Raw genomic sequence first — 16,460 nt, 5'->3', positions numbered from 1 at the left:
CTTTTGGCCCCCCGTCTCATAATGCTTAGCGCGGCTGGTATGACAATTGACAGTCCGTGTCCGCTGAAACCCCATGGAACATAATGGGTCAATTCGAGGCCCCGGTGGCGCGACAAGAACGAGAATGGGCGCACCGTTCCTGAACGGGATTATTGAGGTGGACCAGATCTCCTTAGACGACGGCGCCGTGGCCTTCCGGGTGCCGCCCCACGAATTCCTGCGTGCGCCGGCCTTCGCCGCGGCGAGGGACCGGCTGATCGCCGGCAAGCTGGCCGTCTACGAGGGCAACCATCTCTTCAACCGGCTCATCCTGGAGGAGGGGCGGTTCCTCTGTTATCTCGCCGCCCTTTCCCTTCATGCCGCGCAGGATATGGAACGGCCGTCTACCTGGCTCACGCTCGGCCGTCTCCAGCGCGAGGTGACGGAGCTGGGCGTCGCCAGCCGCAACCGCGTCGAGGCGCAGGTTTCCTGCCTGCGCAAATACGGCTTCCTCACACAACAGCCGCATGCCTCGGACCGGAGGGTTCGCCTGCTCATACCGGGCACGACGCTCACGGAGCGCGATACGGCCATTCTCGGCCATCTGGTCGAAGGGCTCCGCACGCTCGGCCTGTCGCCGACGGAGGGGTGCGAGAGCCCGCTTTCAAGCGAGCTGCACCGCGCCATGCGGCGGGCGACCTTGCCGCATCTGTACGGTCTCAGCCGCCTCATCCGCCGCCACCTGCCGCTTGCGCCCTTCTTCGAGCACGACTGCGGCTACATGATCCTCCTGCTTCTGCTGCGCGGCGCGCGGCATAGTGCCGATGGCACGTTCCCGACGGGGTATCAGCGGCTTGCGACTCAGACCGGCGTCTCGCGAACGCATGTCCGCCGGGTCGTGGAGGCGGCGCGCAATGCCGGCCTCCTGACGACCGCCGCCCGCGGCGGTCACGATATCAGGCTCACACCGGCGATGTGGCAGGCAGCGGACCGCTGGTTCGCCGACAATTTCGCCTTGAGCGATCTTCTCCTGCGCGAAGCGCTCGCCTAGTTGTCGCTCAGGCGGCCGATCCCGCTGCGGCAAGGAGGATCGCAAGGCCGATATGGGTGAGATGGTGCAGGCTCTGGTCCGCGCCGAAAAGCCACCAGAAACCGGCCTGTCGCGGCGTCACCTGCAGGCGCCGCGCGGCAAGGCTCTTCAGCCGGTCGATAACGCCATGAATGAGCGCATCGGCAATTCCAAGCCAGGCGAGGGGCGGGGAGACCATGAGGAAGAGCAGCGCCGTCATCGCGCCATGGACGCCGGCATGGGCCGCCAGCGGCGCCAGCCAGCCCTTTGGCCGCTCCTTGCCCGCCGCCATCCAGTCCGTCTGAAGCAGGAAATCCGCCAGATAATGTTTTGCCAGGAACGCCGCCAGCGCGGCGGCGATCCACAGGGTCGAAATCTGGTCCGGTATCTCGATCATGGCACGCCCGCACCCGATGGCTGGGCAATCCGGCAGGAGCATTCCGTTCCCGCCGGCTTGCACAGATGTTCCGGCAAGCCTTAGCGGCTGCCCGCCTCGACGATGCCTTTGGTCAGGCTGCCCGTCGCCGGATAGAGCGGAATGAGGCAGGCCTGGAGCGCATGATAGATGTCGCCCTTGCCGGCGAACAGGGTGTAGCTCGGCACGAGATCCTCCGTGAGCTCCTCATGCCAGCCGCCGCGATCCTGATCGAGGAAATGACGGGCGATCCCGTCCCAGATCCTGCGATACCAGGTCTCGTGGAAGTCGCTCGGCAGATGTTCGCAGAGGAAGGCGGCAGCGCCGACGCCCTCGGCCATCGGCCACCAGAGCTTGTTGCGCTTGGCCGGTGCGTCGTTCCAGTCGAGCGTATAGAAGAAGCCGCCTTTTTCCTTATCCCAGCCGAGCGCGACCGACTGGGCGAAGAGCGCCTTGGCCGCATCCGGCATCCAGGCGTGCCTGCGGCCGCCGAGGGCGTGGAGCTGGAGCACGAGGCGGGCCCATTCCAGCCAGTGGCCGGGCGTGGTGCCGGAGGGGCGGAACATCTCGTTGCCGCGGTAATCCTTGTCCAGCACCCAGTTCTCGTCGAAATGCTCGGGCACGCGGAAACCGTTCTCTCCGGCGCGGCGGCGGATGACGAGATCGGCGATGCTTTCGGCCTTGTCGAGATAGCTCTTCTGGCCGGTCGCCTCGTAGGCGGCCATCAGGGCCTCGGTGAGATGCATGTTGGAATTCTGGCCGCGATAGCCGGGGATGGGCGTCCAGTCCGCCTCGAATTCCTCCGCGATCGCGCCGTGGCTGTCCTCCCAGAATCGCTTTTCCAGCACCTCGGTGATATCCGCGATCATGCGGTCGGCGTCGGGGTGGCCCGCGGCCTTCGCGCTGGAGGCGGCCAGCAGCACGAAGGCATGGCCATAGCCTTGCTTTGTGGCATCGAGCAGGCCGGCATTGTCGAGCGACCAGTGATAGCCGCCGCGCTCGTGGTCGCGATGCTTTTCCCAGAGATATTTCATGCCATGATCGACGATGTCGTCCGAGCCGGGACGGCCGAGCAGGCTGCCGATGGCGAAGCAATGCACCATGCGCGCGGTGGAATGGATGCCGCGCACGGGATTGCCGGCATTGATCGGCCGGCCCTCGACGTCGAGTTCATGGAAGCCGCCAAGCGGGTTGAAGGCGCGGTTCTGGAAGAAGTCGAACAGTCTGTTCGCTTCCCGCCAGAGCCATTGCCGGTGATAGTCGCGTTCGCGCCAAGCCGTGCCGAGATGTCCCGTTGCGCCCATGATGCGTTCTCCTTTTTGATCGGTCCGCATTGTCGTGTCCGATGCCGGGCGCTTGCCGGAGCGCGGAAGAAACGACCGTGGCGTGGCTGATCACGCACGGCCCGCAACGCTCGCAATGACGGCTGGCCTCGACAGGTGGGAGGCGTTTTATGGCCCAGAAAAACCCGGGCCGCAACCCGCGAGGCGGTCATGTTGCCCGCCCGGCGGCCTCTCGGAGAGAAGATGAAACGCCCGTTTACAATTGCGGCAAAATTGAGAAAAAATACCCTACCAATCTTATAGGGATACTCTATATTGGAACCCGGAAACGGACAGGATGACAATGTCCGCACCCGAAGGAGACCGCAACGCGGCCTCCCAAGCAAGGGATGATGGCGATGAGCAATGTAAACCTCGGCGGCCGTTCCGCTTCCGGCTCTCTCGGTCCTGCCGGCACAAGGCGGTCCCGCCGCGCCGAACGGCAGATCCTCGTCAACAACATCGTCGTGGCCGGCGCCTTCCTCTTCGTCAGCGCCGTGGTCTTCGGCCTCCTGGGCTGACGCCTTCAAGTTCCATAATACCGATTATGCGATCGGTGGATGATTTCGCCCTCGATATCGGACGCCTCGCTATGGCCCCCTAGTCTCTCGAAGATCAGCCGATCTTCTCGACGATCGGCGGGATCTGGATGACGGCGGGGTCGGTCGTGCCGGCGTCGATGATGCCGAAGACGGCTTCGAGCATTTTGGGCACGTCCTGCCGCACCATCTCGATATGGTCGCCGAGCATGGCGACGAAGGGATCCCAGTCGAAGCAGCCAAGATGCGGCACGCCGTCGGCATAGCGGCCGGACCGGCGGATCCAGCGCATGACGCCTTCCAGCGAGATCGTCGAATTGACGAACATGCCGCGCGGCAGCACGCTGGCGTTTTCAGCCATCTGCCGCATCGCCTTCTCCGCCTTGTCGGGCGCATAGCCGCAGGTCATGATGAGGCTTTCGTCGACGGTCACGCCCGCCTGCGCATGGGCATCGCGGAAACCGCGCACGCGCTCGATCGTGTTGTGGTCCGTGCCGCGCCCGCCGACGAAGAGAAGCGGCGCCTTCTCGCCATATTCCCTTTCGCAATTCGCAAGCACGCGGCGCGTCAGTTCCAGCGCCCCGCCGTAATTGTCCGAGATGACGGAAGGCGCGCGCGAGCCCGGCAGGTCGAGATTGACGGTGCGCACGCCGGAGGCGGCGCAGAGGTCGACGATGCGGTCGGGATCGGTCGCGCCGGTCGCGATCAGGCAATCCACCTGGTAGGAGAGCATGGCGCGCGCCGCCTCGACCTCGAGCGCCGGATCGCGCCGCGTGCAGGTGACGATCGGGAAAAGCCCCCTCTCCCGCGCCAGCGCCTCGAACTGCTCGACGATGGAGCCGAAATAGCGGTTGTCGTATTTGGGCACGATCATGCCGATGATCTTGGAACGCTCCCGCCGCAGCACGCTCGCCTGCATGTTGAGCGCATAGCCCTGCTCCTCGGCGAGCTTGGTGATCTTCTCGGCGAGTTTCGCGCTGATGCGCCGCTTCTTCCAGTTACCGTTCAGGACGGCGCTGACGGCACTTGCGGAAGTACCCGCCAGTTCAGCGAGATCGTAGATCGTGGTCCTTTTCGGCGGGCTCGTCCGAGTCACATTTCATCTCCGTTTCGCGAGCCACCTTGACACCAATGGGGATTGGTGGCAATTCTTGCTTCATCGATTGAGCAAAGCTGCTCCATCGATGAAGTTGCCTGAACAGCAAGGCTGACCCAAGGGAGGAGTCAGACGGAGCATCGACCAGCCGGACGTTGCGGCATCGCCGCAGCGAACGATGATCTGCGCGCTTATGGTGCGTGGGACGGTCGGGCGCTGTCGCCCTTGGCGGCTTGAGGTCGCCGGCGAATACGACTGTGAAAAATCAACCGTGGAGGAACCCAATGAAGACGCTTACCTATCTGCTCGCCTCGACCGGCCTTGCCCTGTCGCTCGGCAGCGCCGCCCTTGCCCAGGAAAACGCCACCGTCGCCTTCCTGATGCCCGACCAGGCCTCGACCCGCTATGAGCAGCACGACTATCCGGGCTTCAAGGCGGAGATGGAAAAGCTGTGCGCGAGCTGCACGGTGATCTATCAGAACGCCAATGCCGACGTCGCGCTCCAGCAGCAGCAGTTCAACTCGGTCATCGCCCAGGGCGCCAAGGTCATCGTTCTCGACCCGGTCGATTCCGCCGCGGCTGCGGCTCTCGTCGAGATCGCCCAGTCGCAGGACGTCAAGGTCATCGCCTATGACCGTCCGATCCCGGACAAGCCGGCCGACTACTACGTCTCCTTCGACAATCAGGGCATCGGCAAGGCCATCGCCCAGTCGCTAGTCGACCACCTGAAGGCCAAGGGCGTTCCGGACGGCGCCGGCGTGCTCGAAATCAATGGCTCGCCGACGGATGCGGCCGCAGGCCTCATCCGCGACGGCATCCACGAGGCGCTCGAAGCCTCGCCCTACAAGACGCTTGCCGAATTCGACACGCCGGAATGGGCGCCGCCGAAGGCGCAGGAATGGGCAGCCGGCCAGATCACCCGCTTCGGCGACGAGATCAAGGGCATCGTGGCGGCAAACGACGGCACGGGCGGCGGCGCCATCGCGGCGCTGAAGGCCGCCGGCGTCAAGGAAATGCCGCCGGTGACGGGCAACGACGCGACCATCGCCGCGCTGCAGCTCATCATCTCGGGCGACCAATACAACACGATCTCCAAGCCCTCGGAGATCGTTGCAGCCGCGGCGGCCAACGTCGCCGTCAAGCTCCTCAAGGGCGAGATGCCGGAAGCCACCCACAAGCTCTACGAAACGCCTTCGCAGCTCTTCGTTCCGGCCGTGGTGACGGCCGAGAACATCAAGGCCGAGATCTTCGACAAGGGGATCAACAAGCCGGACGAAGTCTGCACCGGCGAATATGTTGAAGGTTGCCGCAAACTCGGCATCATCAACTAACGGCATTGATCGTGCCCGGCCGCCTCGCCGGCCGGGCACATCGACGGTCAAAAGATCAAAGGTTCCAGCGGCCATGACAGCCACGCTACAAGATGCTCCCGCCAAGGGAGAGCCGGTGCTTCGCCTTCGCGGCGTTTCCAAGAATTTCGGGGCCGTGTCCGCACTCACGGATATCGAGCTCGACGTGCAGGCCGGCGAAGTCGTCGCGCTCGTCGGCGACAACGGCGCCGGCAAGTCGACGCTGGTCAAGGTGCTCGCCGGCGTTCACCAGCCCTCCTCCGGCACGGTCGAATTCTGCGGCCAGCAGGTGACGCTCGACAGTCCCGCCAAGGCCCTCGACATGGGCATCGCCACCGTGTTCCAGGATCTGGCGCTCTGCGAGAACCTCGACGTCGTCGCGAACCTTTTCCTCGGCCACGAGATGTCGCCCTGGGCGCTCGACGAAGTGGCGATGGAAGTGCGCGCCTGGACGCTGCTGCGCGAGCTTGCCGCGCGCATCCCGTCCGTCCGCGAGCCCATCGCCTCGCTTTCCGGCGGCCAGCGGCAGACCGTCGCCATCGCCCGCTCGCTGCTGCTCAATCCCAAGCTCATCATGCTCGACGAGCCGACGGCCGCCCTCGGCGTCGCGCAGACGGCCGAGGTGCTGAACCTCATCGAGCGCGTGCGCGACCGCGGCCTCGGCGTCATCATCATCAGCCACAACATGGAGGACGTGCGCGCCGTCGCTGACCGCATCGTCGTGCTGCGCCTCGGGCGCAACAACGGGGTCTTCACACCCGACTCATCCAATCAGGAACTCGTTTCCGCCATCACCGGCGCGACCGACAATTCCGTTTCGCGCCGCGCCGATCGCAAGGCCGGACACGTCCAGGAAACCCATGGGGGCGCCGCATGAGCCAGAACCCTTCCAATGCCCAGCCGCTGCTCGACCGCAGTGACGAGCGCGTGCGCCACGACGACAGCCTCGCCGCCATGGCGAAAGGCTTCATCGACCGGGTCCGTTCCGGCGATCTCGGCATGCTGCCGGTCGCCGTCGGCCTCGTCGTCATCTCGGCCGTCTTCTCGGCGCTCAACCCGATCTTCCTTGCGCCGAACAACCTGGTGAACCTGCTGTTCGACTGCGCCACGGTCGGCGTCATCTCGCTCGGCATTGTCTGCGTGCTGGTGCTCGGCGAGATCGACCTTTCGGTCGGCTCGATGAGCGGGCTCGCCTCCGCCATGGTCGGCGTGCTCTGGGTCAACCAGGGCTGGCCCATCGTCGGCGCGATCCTCGCGGCCCTCGTCGTCGGCGCGGGCGTCGGCCTCCTCTATGCGACGCTCTACAACCGTCTCGGCATGCCGAGCTTCGTCGCCACGCTCGCGGGCCTGCTCGCGCTGCTCGGCATGCAGCTCTACATTCTCGGCCCGACCGGCTCGATCAACCTGCCCTATGCCTCCTCGCTGGTGCGCTTCGGCCAGATCCTGATCATGCCCGACTGGCTGTCCTACACGCTGGCGCTCGCGCCCGGCCTTGTCATGATCGCCCGGGGCCTTCGGACCCGCAGCCAGCGCCTGGCCGCGAACCTTTCGGCTCAGCCGATGCGCGCCCTGATCCTCAAGGCCGTCCTGTTGACGGTCCTTCTGGAAGCAGCCGTCTTCTACCTTAACCTCGGCCGCGGCATTCCGTGGATGTTCGCCCTCTTCGTCGCGCTCGCCATCGTCCTCAACTATGCGCTGACGCGCACCAAGTGGGGCCGCTCCATGTTCGCCGTCGGCGGCAACAAGGAAGCCGCGCGGCGCTCGGGCATCAATGTCCGCCGCATCTATATGAGCGCCTTCGTGCTCTGCTCGACGCTGGCGGCGCTGGGCGGCATCCTTTCGGCCTCGCGCCTCGCCTCCTCCAGCCAGCAGGCCGGTACCGGCGACGTCAACCTCAACGCCATCGCGGCGGCGGTCATCGGCGGCACCAGCCTCTTCGGCGGCCGCGGCAGCGCCTATTCGGCCCTTCTCGGCATCATCGTCATCCAGGCGATCTCGAACGGCCTGACGCTGCTCAACCTTTCGTCCTCGCTGCGCTACATGATCACCGGCGGCGTCCTTGCCATCGCCGTCATCGTCGACTCGCTCGCCCGTCGCTCCCGTGTCAGCCACGGCCGCGCATAACACTATCGCAATGGAGTTTTCAGAAATGGCTGACCTCATGAAGGGCAAGATCGCCGCCATCACGGGTGCCGCTTCCGGCATCGGCCTCGAATGCGCCCGCACCCTGATCGCCGAAGGCGCGAAGGTGGTGCTCGTCGACCGCGCGCAGGACAGGCTGGAACAGCTCTGCAGGGAGCTCGGCCCGAACGCCCTGCCCCTCGTCGTCGACCTCTTGAAGCCGTCCGACGTCTCCGGCATGCTGCCACGCATCCTCGACATTGCCGGCGGTCTCGACGTCTTCCACGCCAATGCCGGCGCCTATATCGGCGGGCCGGTGGCCGAGGGCGACCCGGATGCCTGGGACCGCATGCTGAACCTCAACATCAACGCGGCCTTCCGCTCGGTCCACGCGGTGCTGCCCTACATGATCGAGAAGAAGACGGGCGACATCCTCTTCACCAGTTCGATCGCCGGCGTCGTGCCGGTCGTCTGGGAGCCGATCTATACGGCCTCGAAATTCGCCGTGCAGGCCTTCGTGCATTCGACCCGCCGGCAGGTGGCGCAGCATGGCGTGCGCGTCGGCGCGGTCCTGCCCGGCCCCGTGGTCACGGCCCTTCTCGACGACTGGCCGAAGGAGAAGATGGACGAGGCGCTTGCAAACGGCAGCCTGATGCAGCCGAAGGAAGTGGCCGACGCCGTGCTCTTCATGCTGACGCGGCCGCGCAACGTCACGATCCGCGACCTCGTGATCCTGCCGAACAGCGTGGACCTTTGACGAAAGCGGCGGGCGGCAAGAGGCCGCTCGCCGGACATATTCCCGAATGCAGGCGGTAGACCCCATGAGCAACACTTCCTCCGCACGCCCCGAAGGCGGCGCACGCTACCTCGTCGGCGTCGATGTCGGAACGGGCAGCGCCAGGGCCGGCCTCTTCGACCTTACCGGCCGCATGCTGGCATCCGGAAAGCGCGACATCGCGCTCTTCCGGGAGCCGGGCGCGATGGTCGAGCAGTCGAGTACCGAGATCTGGGCCGCCGTCTGCGCATCGGTGCGCGAGGCGGTCGCCAAGGCCGGCGTCTCGCCGGAGGACTGCGCCGGCATCGGCTTCGATGCGACATGCTCGCTGGTCGTTCTCGGCAAGGACGGCACGCCCCTGCCCGTCGGCCCATCGGAGGATCCGGAACGCGACATCATCGTGTGGATGGACCACCGCGCGGTCGATCAGGTCGAGCGCATCAATGCGACGGGGCACGCGGTGCTGCGCTATGTCGGCGGGCGCATCTCGCCCGAGATGGAGACGCCGAAGCTGCTCTGGCTCAAGGAAAACCGTCCTCACGTCTTCGACGCGGCCTGGCAGTTCTTCGATCTTGCGGACTTCCTGACCTGGCGCGCAACGGGCGATCTTGCCCGTTCCACCTGCACGGTCACCTGCAAATGGACGTATCTGGCGCATGAGAAGCGCTGGGACCCGAGCTATTTCCACGCCATCGGCCTCGGCGTGCTCGCCGAGGAGGATTTCGCCCGCATCGGCCGGAACGTCGTCGAGCCCGGCACGCCGGTCGGCGCGGGGCTCACCGAACGCGCGGCGGCGGAACTCGGCCTTGCGGCCGGCACGCCGGTCGGCGCGGGCATGATCGACGCCCATGCGGGCGGCATCGGCACGGTGGGCGTCGACGGCCCGCCGGAAAACAGCCTCGGCTATGTCTTCGGCACCTCCTCCTGCACCATGACCTCCACCCACGAGCCGGTCTTCGTGCCGGGCGTCTGGGGTCCCTATTTCTCGGCCATGGTGCCGGGCATGTGGCTCAACGAGGGCGGACAGTCCGCGGCGGGCGCTGCCATCGAGCAGCTTCTCTCCTTCCACCCGGCGGCGGGCGAAGCGTCTGCGCTCGCCAAGACACGTGGCCTCTCCCTGCCTGTCCTGCTGGCGGAACTTGCCGCCGAAAAGGCGGAAACGCTTTCCGGCGTCGCGGGGCTCGCGGACGGGCTGCATGTGGTTCCGGAATTCCTCGGAAACCGTGCACCCTTCGCCGATCCCCATGCCCGCGCCGCCATCGTCGGCCTAGGGATGGAGCGTGGCATCGACAATCTCGTCTCGCTCTATGTCGCCGGCCTCTGCGGCATCGGCTATGGCCTGCGCCAGATCATCGACGCCCAGGCTGCGGCCGGAGCGCCGGTCGAGAAGATCGTCATCAGCGGGGGCGCGGGCCAGCTCGATCTCGTGCGCCAGCTTCTGGCCGATGCGACCGGAAAGCCGTTGCTCGCCACGCGGTCGGAGGAGCCCGTGCTGCTCGGCGCGGCCATTCTCGGCAGCGTTGCCGGCGCGGCGTTTCCCGACGTGCGCTCGGCCATGGCGGCCCTTTCGGCCACCGACCGCAGTTACCTACCCGCGAGGGGGGAAACCGAGGCCCTTCACGCCAAGCGCTACGACGCCTTCAAGCGCTTGCAGGCCTTGGCACGCGAAATCCGCTGATCAGTCGAGCCGCCTGCCCTCGCCGTCGAAGAGGTGCAGCTTGTCGCGCGGCAGGTCGAGGCGGACGGTCGCGCCGGGGTTCAGCATGGCGCGGTCGAGCGTGAAGACCTTGAGCGGTACGTCATGCACCGTCACATGCATGATGATGCCGAAGCCGGTCGGCTCGATGAGATCGACCCTCCCCTCCAGCGCGCCGCCTTCCGTGATGACGACATGCTCCGGGCGGATGCCGAGGGTCGCCGGTGCGCCGGATTCGATACCGCCGACCCTGCGGGCCGGCAGCGCCACGCCGTTTCCGAGCGTCACGTCCGCGTGATCGCCGGACAACAGATAGCGTCCTTCGAAGAAATTCATGCCCGGCGAGCCGATGAAGCCGGCGACGAAGAGGTTGGCGGGCCGGTCGTAGAGATCGAGCGGCGTACCGACCTGTTGCACCACGCCGCCATGCATGGCGACGATGCGGTCGGCAAGCGTCATGGCCTCGATCTGGTCATGCGTCACGTAAATGGATGTTGCGTGAAGATCGCCGTGCAACTTCTTGATTTCGGCGCGCATTTGTTCACGCAGGCGCGCATCGAGGTTCGACAGGGGCTCGTCGAAGAGAAAGGCTTTCGGCTGGCGCACGATGGCGCGGCCCATGGCGACGCGCTGGCGCTGGCCGCCGGAAAGGGCGCGCGGACGGCGCTCAAGGAGGGGGTCGAGCCCGAGCTTCGCGGCCGCGCCGCTGACGGCGCTGGCGATCTTCTCCTTGGTGGAGCGGCGCAGGCGCAGGCTGTAGCTCATGTTGTCGGCAACGCTCATATGCGGATAGAGCGCATAGGACTGGAACACCATGGCGATGTCGCGGTCCTTGGGGGCAAGATCGTTGACGCGCTTGCCGTCGATGCGGATGTCGCCGGCCGTGACCTCCTCAAGGCCGGCGATCATGCGCAGCAGCGTCGATTTTCCGCAGCCGGAGGGGCCGACCAGCACGATGAACTCGCCGTCCCTGATGGTGAGGTCGACGCCGTGCAGCACGGGAAAGGCGCCGAAGCTCTTGCGGATGCCCTCGATATCGATGGAAGCCATGGAAGGTCCTTTCAGCCTTTGACCGCGCCGGCCGTCAGGCCCTGCACGAGATAGCGCTGGATGAGCAGGAAGAAGAGGCAGGCCGGGATGAGCGCGAGAATGCCCGCCGCCATCATCTGCCCGAAATCGACGGAGAATTTCGAGACGAAGGTAAGAAGCCCGACCGGGAAGGTCGCCGCGTCGTTGCCGGAGATCAGCATCAGCGCGAAGAGCAGTTCGCTCCATGCGGCGGTGAAGACGAAGCCGAGCGTCGCGGCGATGCCGGGCAGCGTCAGCGGCAGGATGATCTGGCGGAAGGCGATGAACTGCGTCGCCCCGTCGATCATCGCCGCTTCTTCCAGGTCCTTCGGAATGCCGTCGAAGAAGGACTGCATGAGGAAGGTCGCGAACGGCACGTTGAACGCGGTGTAGACGATGACGAGGCCGGTCAGGCTGTTGGTGAGGCCGAGCGGCGAGAGCATCTTGAAGATCGGCGCGACCAGCATGACGAGCGGGAACATCTGCGTGATCAGCATCAGCGCGACGATCCAGTATTTCGCCCGGAAGCGGAAACGCGACAGCGCATAGCCGGCAAGCGAGGCGAGGATCGTCACCGTCACCGCGGTCGAGCCCGCGACGATCAGGCTGTTCTTGAAGAAGGTCGGGAAGGCGCTGTGGGCGATGACGAAGGTATAGTGCTCCAGCGTCGCGCGCGACGGCCACATGCGCACGCCTTCGCTGTAGAGCAGGTCGTTCGGCGTCACCGACACCTTGAGCAGCCAGAAGAGCGGAAAGAGCGCGAAGGCGATATAGGCGAGGATTGCGAGCCGGTGCGCGACGGTGAAGGCGATTTTGCGGGTTCGCATGGCGTCAGTCCTTGTTGAGCAGCGTCTGGCGCAGAAGCACGATCAGCAGCGAATAGACGAGAAGCAGGACGAGCAGCACGAGCGCGATGGCCGAGGCATAGCCGAAATCCAGCCGCTTGAAGGCCTGGGTGAAGATGTAGCTCGCGACGATCTGCGTGCGGTCGGCAGGCCCGCCATTCGTCATGACGACGATGAGGTCGGCGAAGTTGGAGATCCAGACGGTGCGCAGGAGGATGGTGATGGCGATGGTGGGCGCGAGGAACGGCAGCGTGATCGAGACGAAACGCTGGACCGGCCCTGCCCCGTCGATGCTTGCGGCCTCGTAGAGATCGCGCGGGATCGCCTGCAGCGCGGCAAGCAGGGTGATCGCGAAGAACGGAATGCCCCACCAGACATTGGCGATGATCGGCCCCCACATGGCAAGCTGCGGATCGGACAGGATGTTGTTGGGCGCGTCAAGAATGCCGAAGGCATACAGCCAGTGCGGCAGCGGGCCGATCACCGGGTTGAAGAGCCAGGCCCAGTTGAGGCCGGCAAGGAAGCTGGGCACCGCCCAAGGCAGGAAGCAGAGCGCCTGCGCCAGCCCGCGGCCGGCAAAAGGCTTGTCCAGCAGCAGCGCAAGGATGAGCCCGAAGACGAATTGCAGGAAGACCGAGGCGCCCGTCCACCAGAGCGTGTTGCGCAGGGCCCGGAAGAAGGCCTGGTCCTGCCCCAGCGCCCGGAAATGATCAAGCCCGATGAAGCCGCCGGAAAAGGGATTAAGAAGCTGGATATCGCGGAAGGCGTAGGAAATGCCGAGCACCAGCGGCACCAGCATCACGGCGACGATCAGGATCAGCGCCGGCGCGCTGTAGAGATAGGGCTCCGCAGCATCGGCGAACCGCTTTCTGAACGGCCGCGTGGCCGGGTGATAGGCAGCATGGGTCATCGTCTCGCTTCCGTCAGGCTTGCGGGGCGTTTCGTGGAAGAAGCCGGACGGAGCCTCGTTCTCCGTCCGGCGGTTCCCGGCGTTATTGCTTCGCCAGGAACTTCTGCTGTGCCTTGGTCAGGTAGTCCGCCCACTGGTTGGCGAGGTCTTCCGGCGTGATGTCGCCGAGAAGGGCCTCCTGCGAGGTCTTGATCACCAGCGAATCCTTGAAGAAGGCGAATTCCTCCAGATGCGTCGGCATCACGGTCGGCACGGCATCCTTGTCCTCAAGCTCGGCGAACCAGCCCTTGAACTGCTCGCTCGAATAGAACGGATCCTTTTCCGCAGACGTGTGCACCGGCAGCGCGCCCGTGCGCTTGTTCCACTCGATGTTGCCTTCCGGCCCCTCGAGCGTCTCGATCAATTTCCAGGACAGGTCCTTGTTGGCGCTGGAGGCGAACATCGACCAGCCGGCAAAACCGATGGTCGGGAAGGTCTTGCCGTCCGGTCCCTTCGGCATGGTCATGATGCCGTAGTCTTCCGCCTTCATGCGCTCGGCGATGGCGATCAGCGCGTCCGGGTCCTGGTCGAGGAAGGCGCAGGTGCCGGAATAGAAGCCAGCGACGATCTCGTTGAAGCCCCAGTTGACGCTGTCCTTCGGCGCATAGCCGTTCTTGTAGAGGTCGATCAGGAAGGTGAGGCCCTTGACCCAGCCCTCGCTGTTAAAGGTGGAGGTGCCGTCCTCGTTGAAGAATTTGTTGGAGCCGGCCATGGAGGCGCCGAACATCACCCAGCCGTTGAGGCCGCCCGGCCCGCCGCGAAGGCAATAGCCGTACTTGCCCGGCAGGGCCGAGACCTTCTTTGAGGCTTCGGCGAATTCGTCCAGCGTCTTCGGCGGCTCGGAGACGCCGGCCTCGGCCAGCAGCTTCTTGTTGTAGAACATGGCGCGCAGATAGAAGCCGTAGGGCAGCATGTAGGCCGTGTTCTTGATGTCGCGGCCAAGTTCCAGGGCGCGCGCCGTCAGGCCCGGCGTGTGTTCCCACTTTTCGAGATAGGGCTCCAGGCTCTCCAGCATGCCGTTATTGGCGTAGAGCGACAGCCAGGTATCGGGCATTTCCATGACGTCCGGCACCTCGCCGGCCGAGACCATGGTCGCGAATTTCTGGAACGCCTCACCCCAGGGCAGCGAGATGATCTCGACCTTGGTGCCGGGATTGGCCGCCTCGAACTTGCCGACGATGGATTTCAGCGTTTCCGTGCGCTCGGGGCTGGTGATCACCTCGACGAGCTTCAGCGTGGTATCGGCCAGCGCGCTGGAAGCCATCAGCGTGGTGAGAAGCGCCGCAGTCAGAAGTCTTTTCATGGTCGTTCCCTCTTTTCGTTTTGATTGATCGTTCGACGTCAGTTTTCGGTCGCGGCCTCCATCGCCGCTTCCAGATCCCTCCACAGGGCCTCGGTTCCCTCCAGGCCGACATGGAGACGCACGGACCGCGCATCGATGCCGAAGGCATGCGCGGAATTCGGTTGGGCCTTCTGTTGCAGAACCACCTCGCCCGGCACGATCAGGCTTTCGTGTCCCCCCCAGGAAACGCCGAGCTTGAAAAGGGTGAGGTGATCGGCGAAGGCGCGGATGTCGACGCCCTCGCGGAAGGTGAAGGAAAAGAGGCCGGACGTGCCGGTGAGCCCCGGCGGCAGGCGATTGGCGAGCGCCGGGTGAAAGACCGTGCCGACGATATCGAGCGCCTGCAGGCGCCTTGCGATGTCGAGCGCCGAGGCCTCGTGCGCCTTCATGCGGATCGGCAGGGTGCGAAGGCCCCGCACCAAGAGCCAGGCATCGAAGGGCGAGAGCTTGCCGCCGAGATAGGGATAGGCCTCCGCGCGGATGCGACCGATGAGCTCCTTCGAGCCGGCGACGACGCCCGCAACGACGTCGCTGTGTCCGCCGAGATATTTCGAGGCGGAATGCAGCACGAGATCGACGCCGAGCGTCAGCGGCCGCTGGAAGATGGGGCTTGCCCAGCTGTTGTCGATGACGCTGATAACGCCGTGGCGTTTGGCAAGCGCGGCGAGCGCGCCGACGTCGTGAGCCTCCATGACCCAGCTCGTCGGGCTTTCGAGATAGAGGAGCTTGGCGCCCGGCAGGGCTTTCGCGACCGCCTCCTCATCACGCCCGTCGACATAGGTGACCTCCACCTTCATGCGTTTCAGGTGGGTGCCGAACAGGCGGAAGGCATCCGGGTAGCAATGGCGCACGGCAACGATGCGGTCGCCCGGCTCGACGAAGGAGAGCACGGTGGAGGAAATGGCCGCCATGCCGCTGGCAAAGCCCAGCGCATCCTCGCCGCCTTCGAGCTTCGCCAGCATCTCCTCGAAGGCGCGCACCGTCGGGTTGAGGCCGCGCGTATAGATCGGCCGGACGATCTCGCCGCGATAGGCGGCGACCATCTCGTCATAGCTGGCGAAGGTGAAGAGCGAGGTCTGGACGATGGGCGGCACCACCGCGTCGAAGGCGTTCGCCGCATCGTGGGCGACGGTGAGGGAGGCAAGGTCGAACGGATCGGCTCCGTTGATCATCGGGACATTTCCTTGATGTCTTCCTCGACGACTTCGAGGATCCTGAGGGTTTCGATGCGCGCGGTCTCGGGGTCCTCGGCGGCGATCGCATTGAAGAGCGTGCGGTGGAACGGGAAGGAGCGGCGGGCGAAATCCGGACGGTCGAACGGCTTTTCCCAGAAGCGCTCGAAGGCGCCGCGCATCTGTTCGAGAAACTGCTTGAAGAGCGGGTTGTGCGTGGCGTCGTAGATGGCGAGGTGGAAGGCAAGGTCTTCCGGGCCGGAGCTGCCCTTGGCGATGTGAACGCGCTCCATCGCGTCCAGCTTCGCCTCGATGATGGCGAGGTCCTCCGGCGTGCGCCGCCGCGCCGCCACCATGTTCGCCTCGCATTCGAGCCCCCGGCGGACCTCCAGCGTCTGGAGCAGCACGTCGCGCAAATGCGCCGCGTCGAAGGAGAGCGGCATGTGCACGGTGGCGGTGGTGACCGGCTTCAGGAGATAGGTGCCGCTGCCCTTGCGGCTTTCGATGACGCCGAGCGCCTGGAAATGGCGGATCGCCTCGCGGATGGTCGAGCGGCCGACCGCCAGCGCCGCCATGAGCTCGCGCTCGGCCGGCAGGCGGTCGCCTGCCTGAAGGCTCGCCCGGTCGATATAGGAGGCCAAAGCCTCCGTCACCTGCCGCGCCCTGTCGATGGGCGGCAAAGGCGCGATCTGCGGCCTGTCGCGAGTTCCGATTGGCATGACG

Annotated in this window: 16 protein-coding genes; 7 read left to right on the top strand and 9 right to left on the bottom strand. The window is 65.5% G+C overall.

Annotation, left to right across the window (positions count from 1 at the left end; translation table 11 throughout):
- Positions 1-124: 124 nt before the first annotated feature.
- Positions 125-1,030: a hypothetical protein gene (locus ACZ1A1_RS09700; protein ID WP_463619739.1), complete on the top strand. Its 906-nt coding sequence runs from the start codon at positions 125-127 to the stop codon at positions 1,028-1,030.
- A gap of 7 nt (positions 1,031-1,037) precedes the next feature.
- On the opposite strand, the gene ACZ1A1_RS09695 is transcribed toward ACZ1A1_RS09700, so the two are convergent.
- The gene (locus tag ACZ1A1_RS09695; protein ID WP_463619738.1) at positions 1,038-1,445 is read right to left on the bottom strand and encodes a DUF3307 domain-containing protein; all 408 of its coding nucleotides are present in this window, start codon (positions 1,443-1,445) and stop codon (positions 1,038-1,040) included.
- Positions 1,446-1,525: 80 nt separating this feature from the next.
- Positions 1,526-2,767 (bottom strand): AGE family epimerase/isomerase, encoded by a 1,242-nt coding sequence (locus ACZ1A1_RS09690; protein ID WP_463619737.1) that lies wholly within the window; start codon positions 2,765-2,767, stop codon positions 1,526-1,528.
- Between the two features lie 377 nt (positions 2,768-3,144).
- On the opposite strand from ACZ1A1_RS09690, the gene ACZ1A1_RS09685 reads away from it, so the two are divergent.
- Entirely contained in the window at positions 3,145-3,306 is a 162-nt protein-coding gene (locus ACZ1A1_RS09685) for a hypothetical protein (RefSeq protein ID WP_313195425.1), read from the top strand.
- 94 nt (positions 3,307-3,400) lie between these two features.
- Here the strand turns inward: ACZ1A1_RS09685 and ACZ1A1_RS09680 are convergent, their stop codons facing one another.
- A complete protein-coding gene (locus ACZ1A1_RS09680) occupies positions 3,401-4,420 on the bottom strand; it encodes a LacI family DNA-binding transcriptional regulator (RefSeq protein WP_463619736.1) in 1,020 nt (339 codons plus the stop codon).
- A gap of 284 nt (positions 4,421-4,704) precedes the next feature.
- Between ACZ1A1_RS09680 and ACZ1A1_RS09675 the strand changes: the two genes are divergently transcribed.
- The 5 genes from ACZ1A1_RS09675 to ACZ1A1_RS09655 all read left to right on the top strand — a co-directional run bounded on the left by ACZ1A1_RS09675 (position 4,705) and on the right by ACZ1A1_RS09655 (position 10,343).
- Positions 4,705-5,751, top strand: coding sequence for an ABC transporter substrate-binding protein (locus ACZ1A1_RS09675; protein ID WP_313195423.1), 1,047 nt, complete (start codon positions 4,705-4,707; stop codon positions 5,749-5,751).
- A gap of 73 nt (positions 5,752-5,824) precedes the next feature.
- A complete protein-coding gene (locus tag ACZ1A1_RS09670) occupies positions 5,825-6,646 on the top strand; it encodes an ATP-binding cassette domain-containing protein (RefSeq protein ID WP_119255756.1) in 822 nt (273 codons plus the stop codon).
- Complete coding sequence (locus tag ACZ1A1_RS09665; protein WP_463619735.1) at positions 6,643-7,893, top strand: sugar ABC transporter permease; 1,251 nt, start codon at positions 6,643-6,645, stop codon at positions 7,891-7,893. The genes ACZ1A1_RS09670 and ACZ1A1_RS09665 overlap by 4 nt, the downstream gene beginning before the upstream one ends.
- 25 nt (positions 7,894-7,918) lie before the next feature.
- Entirely contained in the window at positions 7,919-8,647 is a 729-nt protein-coding gene (locus ACZ1A1_RS09660; RefSeq protein WP_119255754.1) for an SDR family oxidoreductase, read from the top strand.
- A 64-nt stretch (positions 8,648-8,711) separates the two neighbouring features.
- Positions 8,712-10,343, top strand: coding sequence for an FGGY-family carbohydrate kinase (locus ACZ1A1_RS09655; protein WP_463619734.1), 1,632 nt, complete (start codon positions 8,712-8,714; stop codon positions 10,341-10,343).
- Here the strand turns inward: ACZ1A1_RS09655 and ACZ1A1_RS09650 are convergent, their stop codons facing one another.
- The 6 genes from ACZ1A1_RS09650 to ACZ1A1_RS09625 all read right to left on the bottom strand — a co-directional run bounded on the left by ACZ1A1_RS09650 (position 10,344) and on the right by ACZ1A1_RS09625 (position 16,456).
- Positions 10,344-11,411: an ABC transporter ATP-binding protein gene (locus ACZ1A1_RS09650; RefSeq protein WP_463619733.1), complete on the bottom strand. Its 1,068-nt coding sequence runs from the start codon at positions 11,409-11,411 to the stop codon at positions 10,344-10,346.
- Between the two features lie 11 nt (positions 11,412-11,422).
- Positions 11,423-12,256 (bottom strand): carbohydrate ABC transporter permease, encoded by an 834-nt coding sequence (locus ACZ1A1_RS09645; RefSeq protein ID WP_234188070.1) that lies wholly within the window; start codon positions 12,254-12,256, stop codon positions 11,423-11,425.
- Between the two features lie 4 nt (positions 12,257-12,260).
- Positions 12,261-13,184, bottom strand: coding sequence for a carbohydrate ABC transporter permease (locus ACZ1A1_RS09640; protein WP_463619732.1), 924 nt, complete (start codon positions 13,182-13,184; stop codon positions 12,261-12,263).
- Positions 13,185-13,266: 82 nt separating this feature from the next.
- On the bottom strand, positions 13,267-14,526 hold the full coding sequence (locus ACZ1A1_RS09635) for an ABC transporter substrate-binding protein (RefSeq protein ID WP_203317906.1): 1,260 nt from the start codon (positions 14,524-14,526) through the stop codon (positions 13,267-13,269).
- A gap of 38 nt (positions 14,527-14,564) precedes the next feature.
- Positions 14,565-15,737: a PLP-dependent transferase gene (locus tag ACZ1A1_RS09630; protein WP_463619731.1), complete on the bottom strand. Its 1,173-nt coding sequence runs from the start codon at positions 15,735-15,737 to the stop codon at positions 14,565-14,567.
- Positions 15,734-16,456, bottom strand: coding sequence for a FadR/GntR family transcriptional regulator (locus ACZ1A1_RS09625; protein WP_463619730.1), 723 nt, complete (start codon positions 16,454-16,456; stop codon positions 15,734-15,736). The genes ACZ1A1_RS09630 and ACZ1A1_RS09625 overlap by 4 nt, the downstream gene beginning before the upstream one ends.
- Between the last annotated feature and the right edge of the window lie 4 nt (positions 16,457-16,460).

The sequence above is a fragment of the Shinella sp. R2-11 genome, assembly GCF_055330205.1.
The sequence above is the reverse complement of the archived record's forward strand: the minus strand, read 5'-3'. Positions and strand labels throughout refer to the sequence as shown.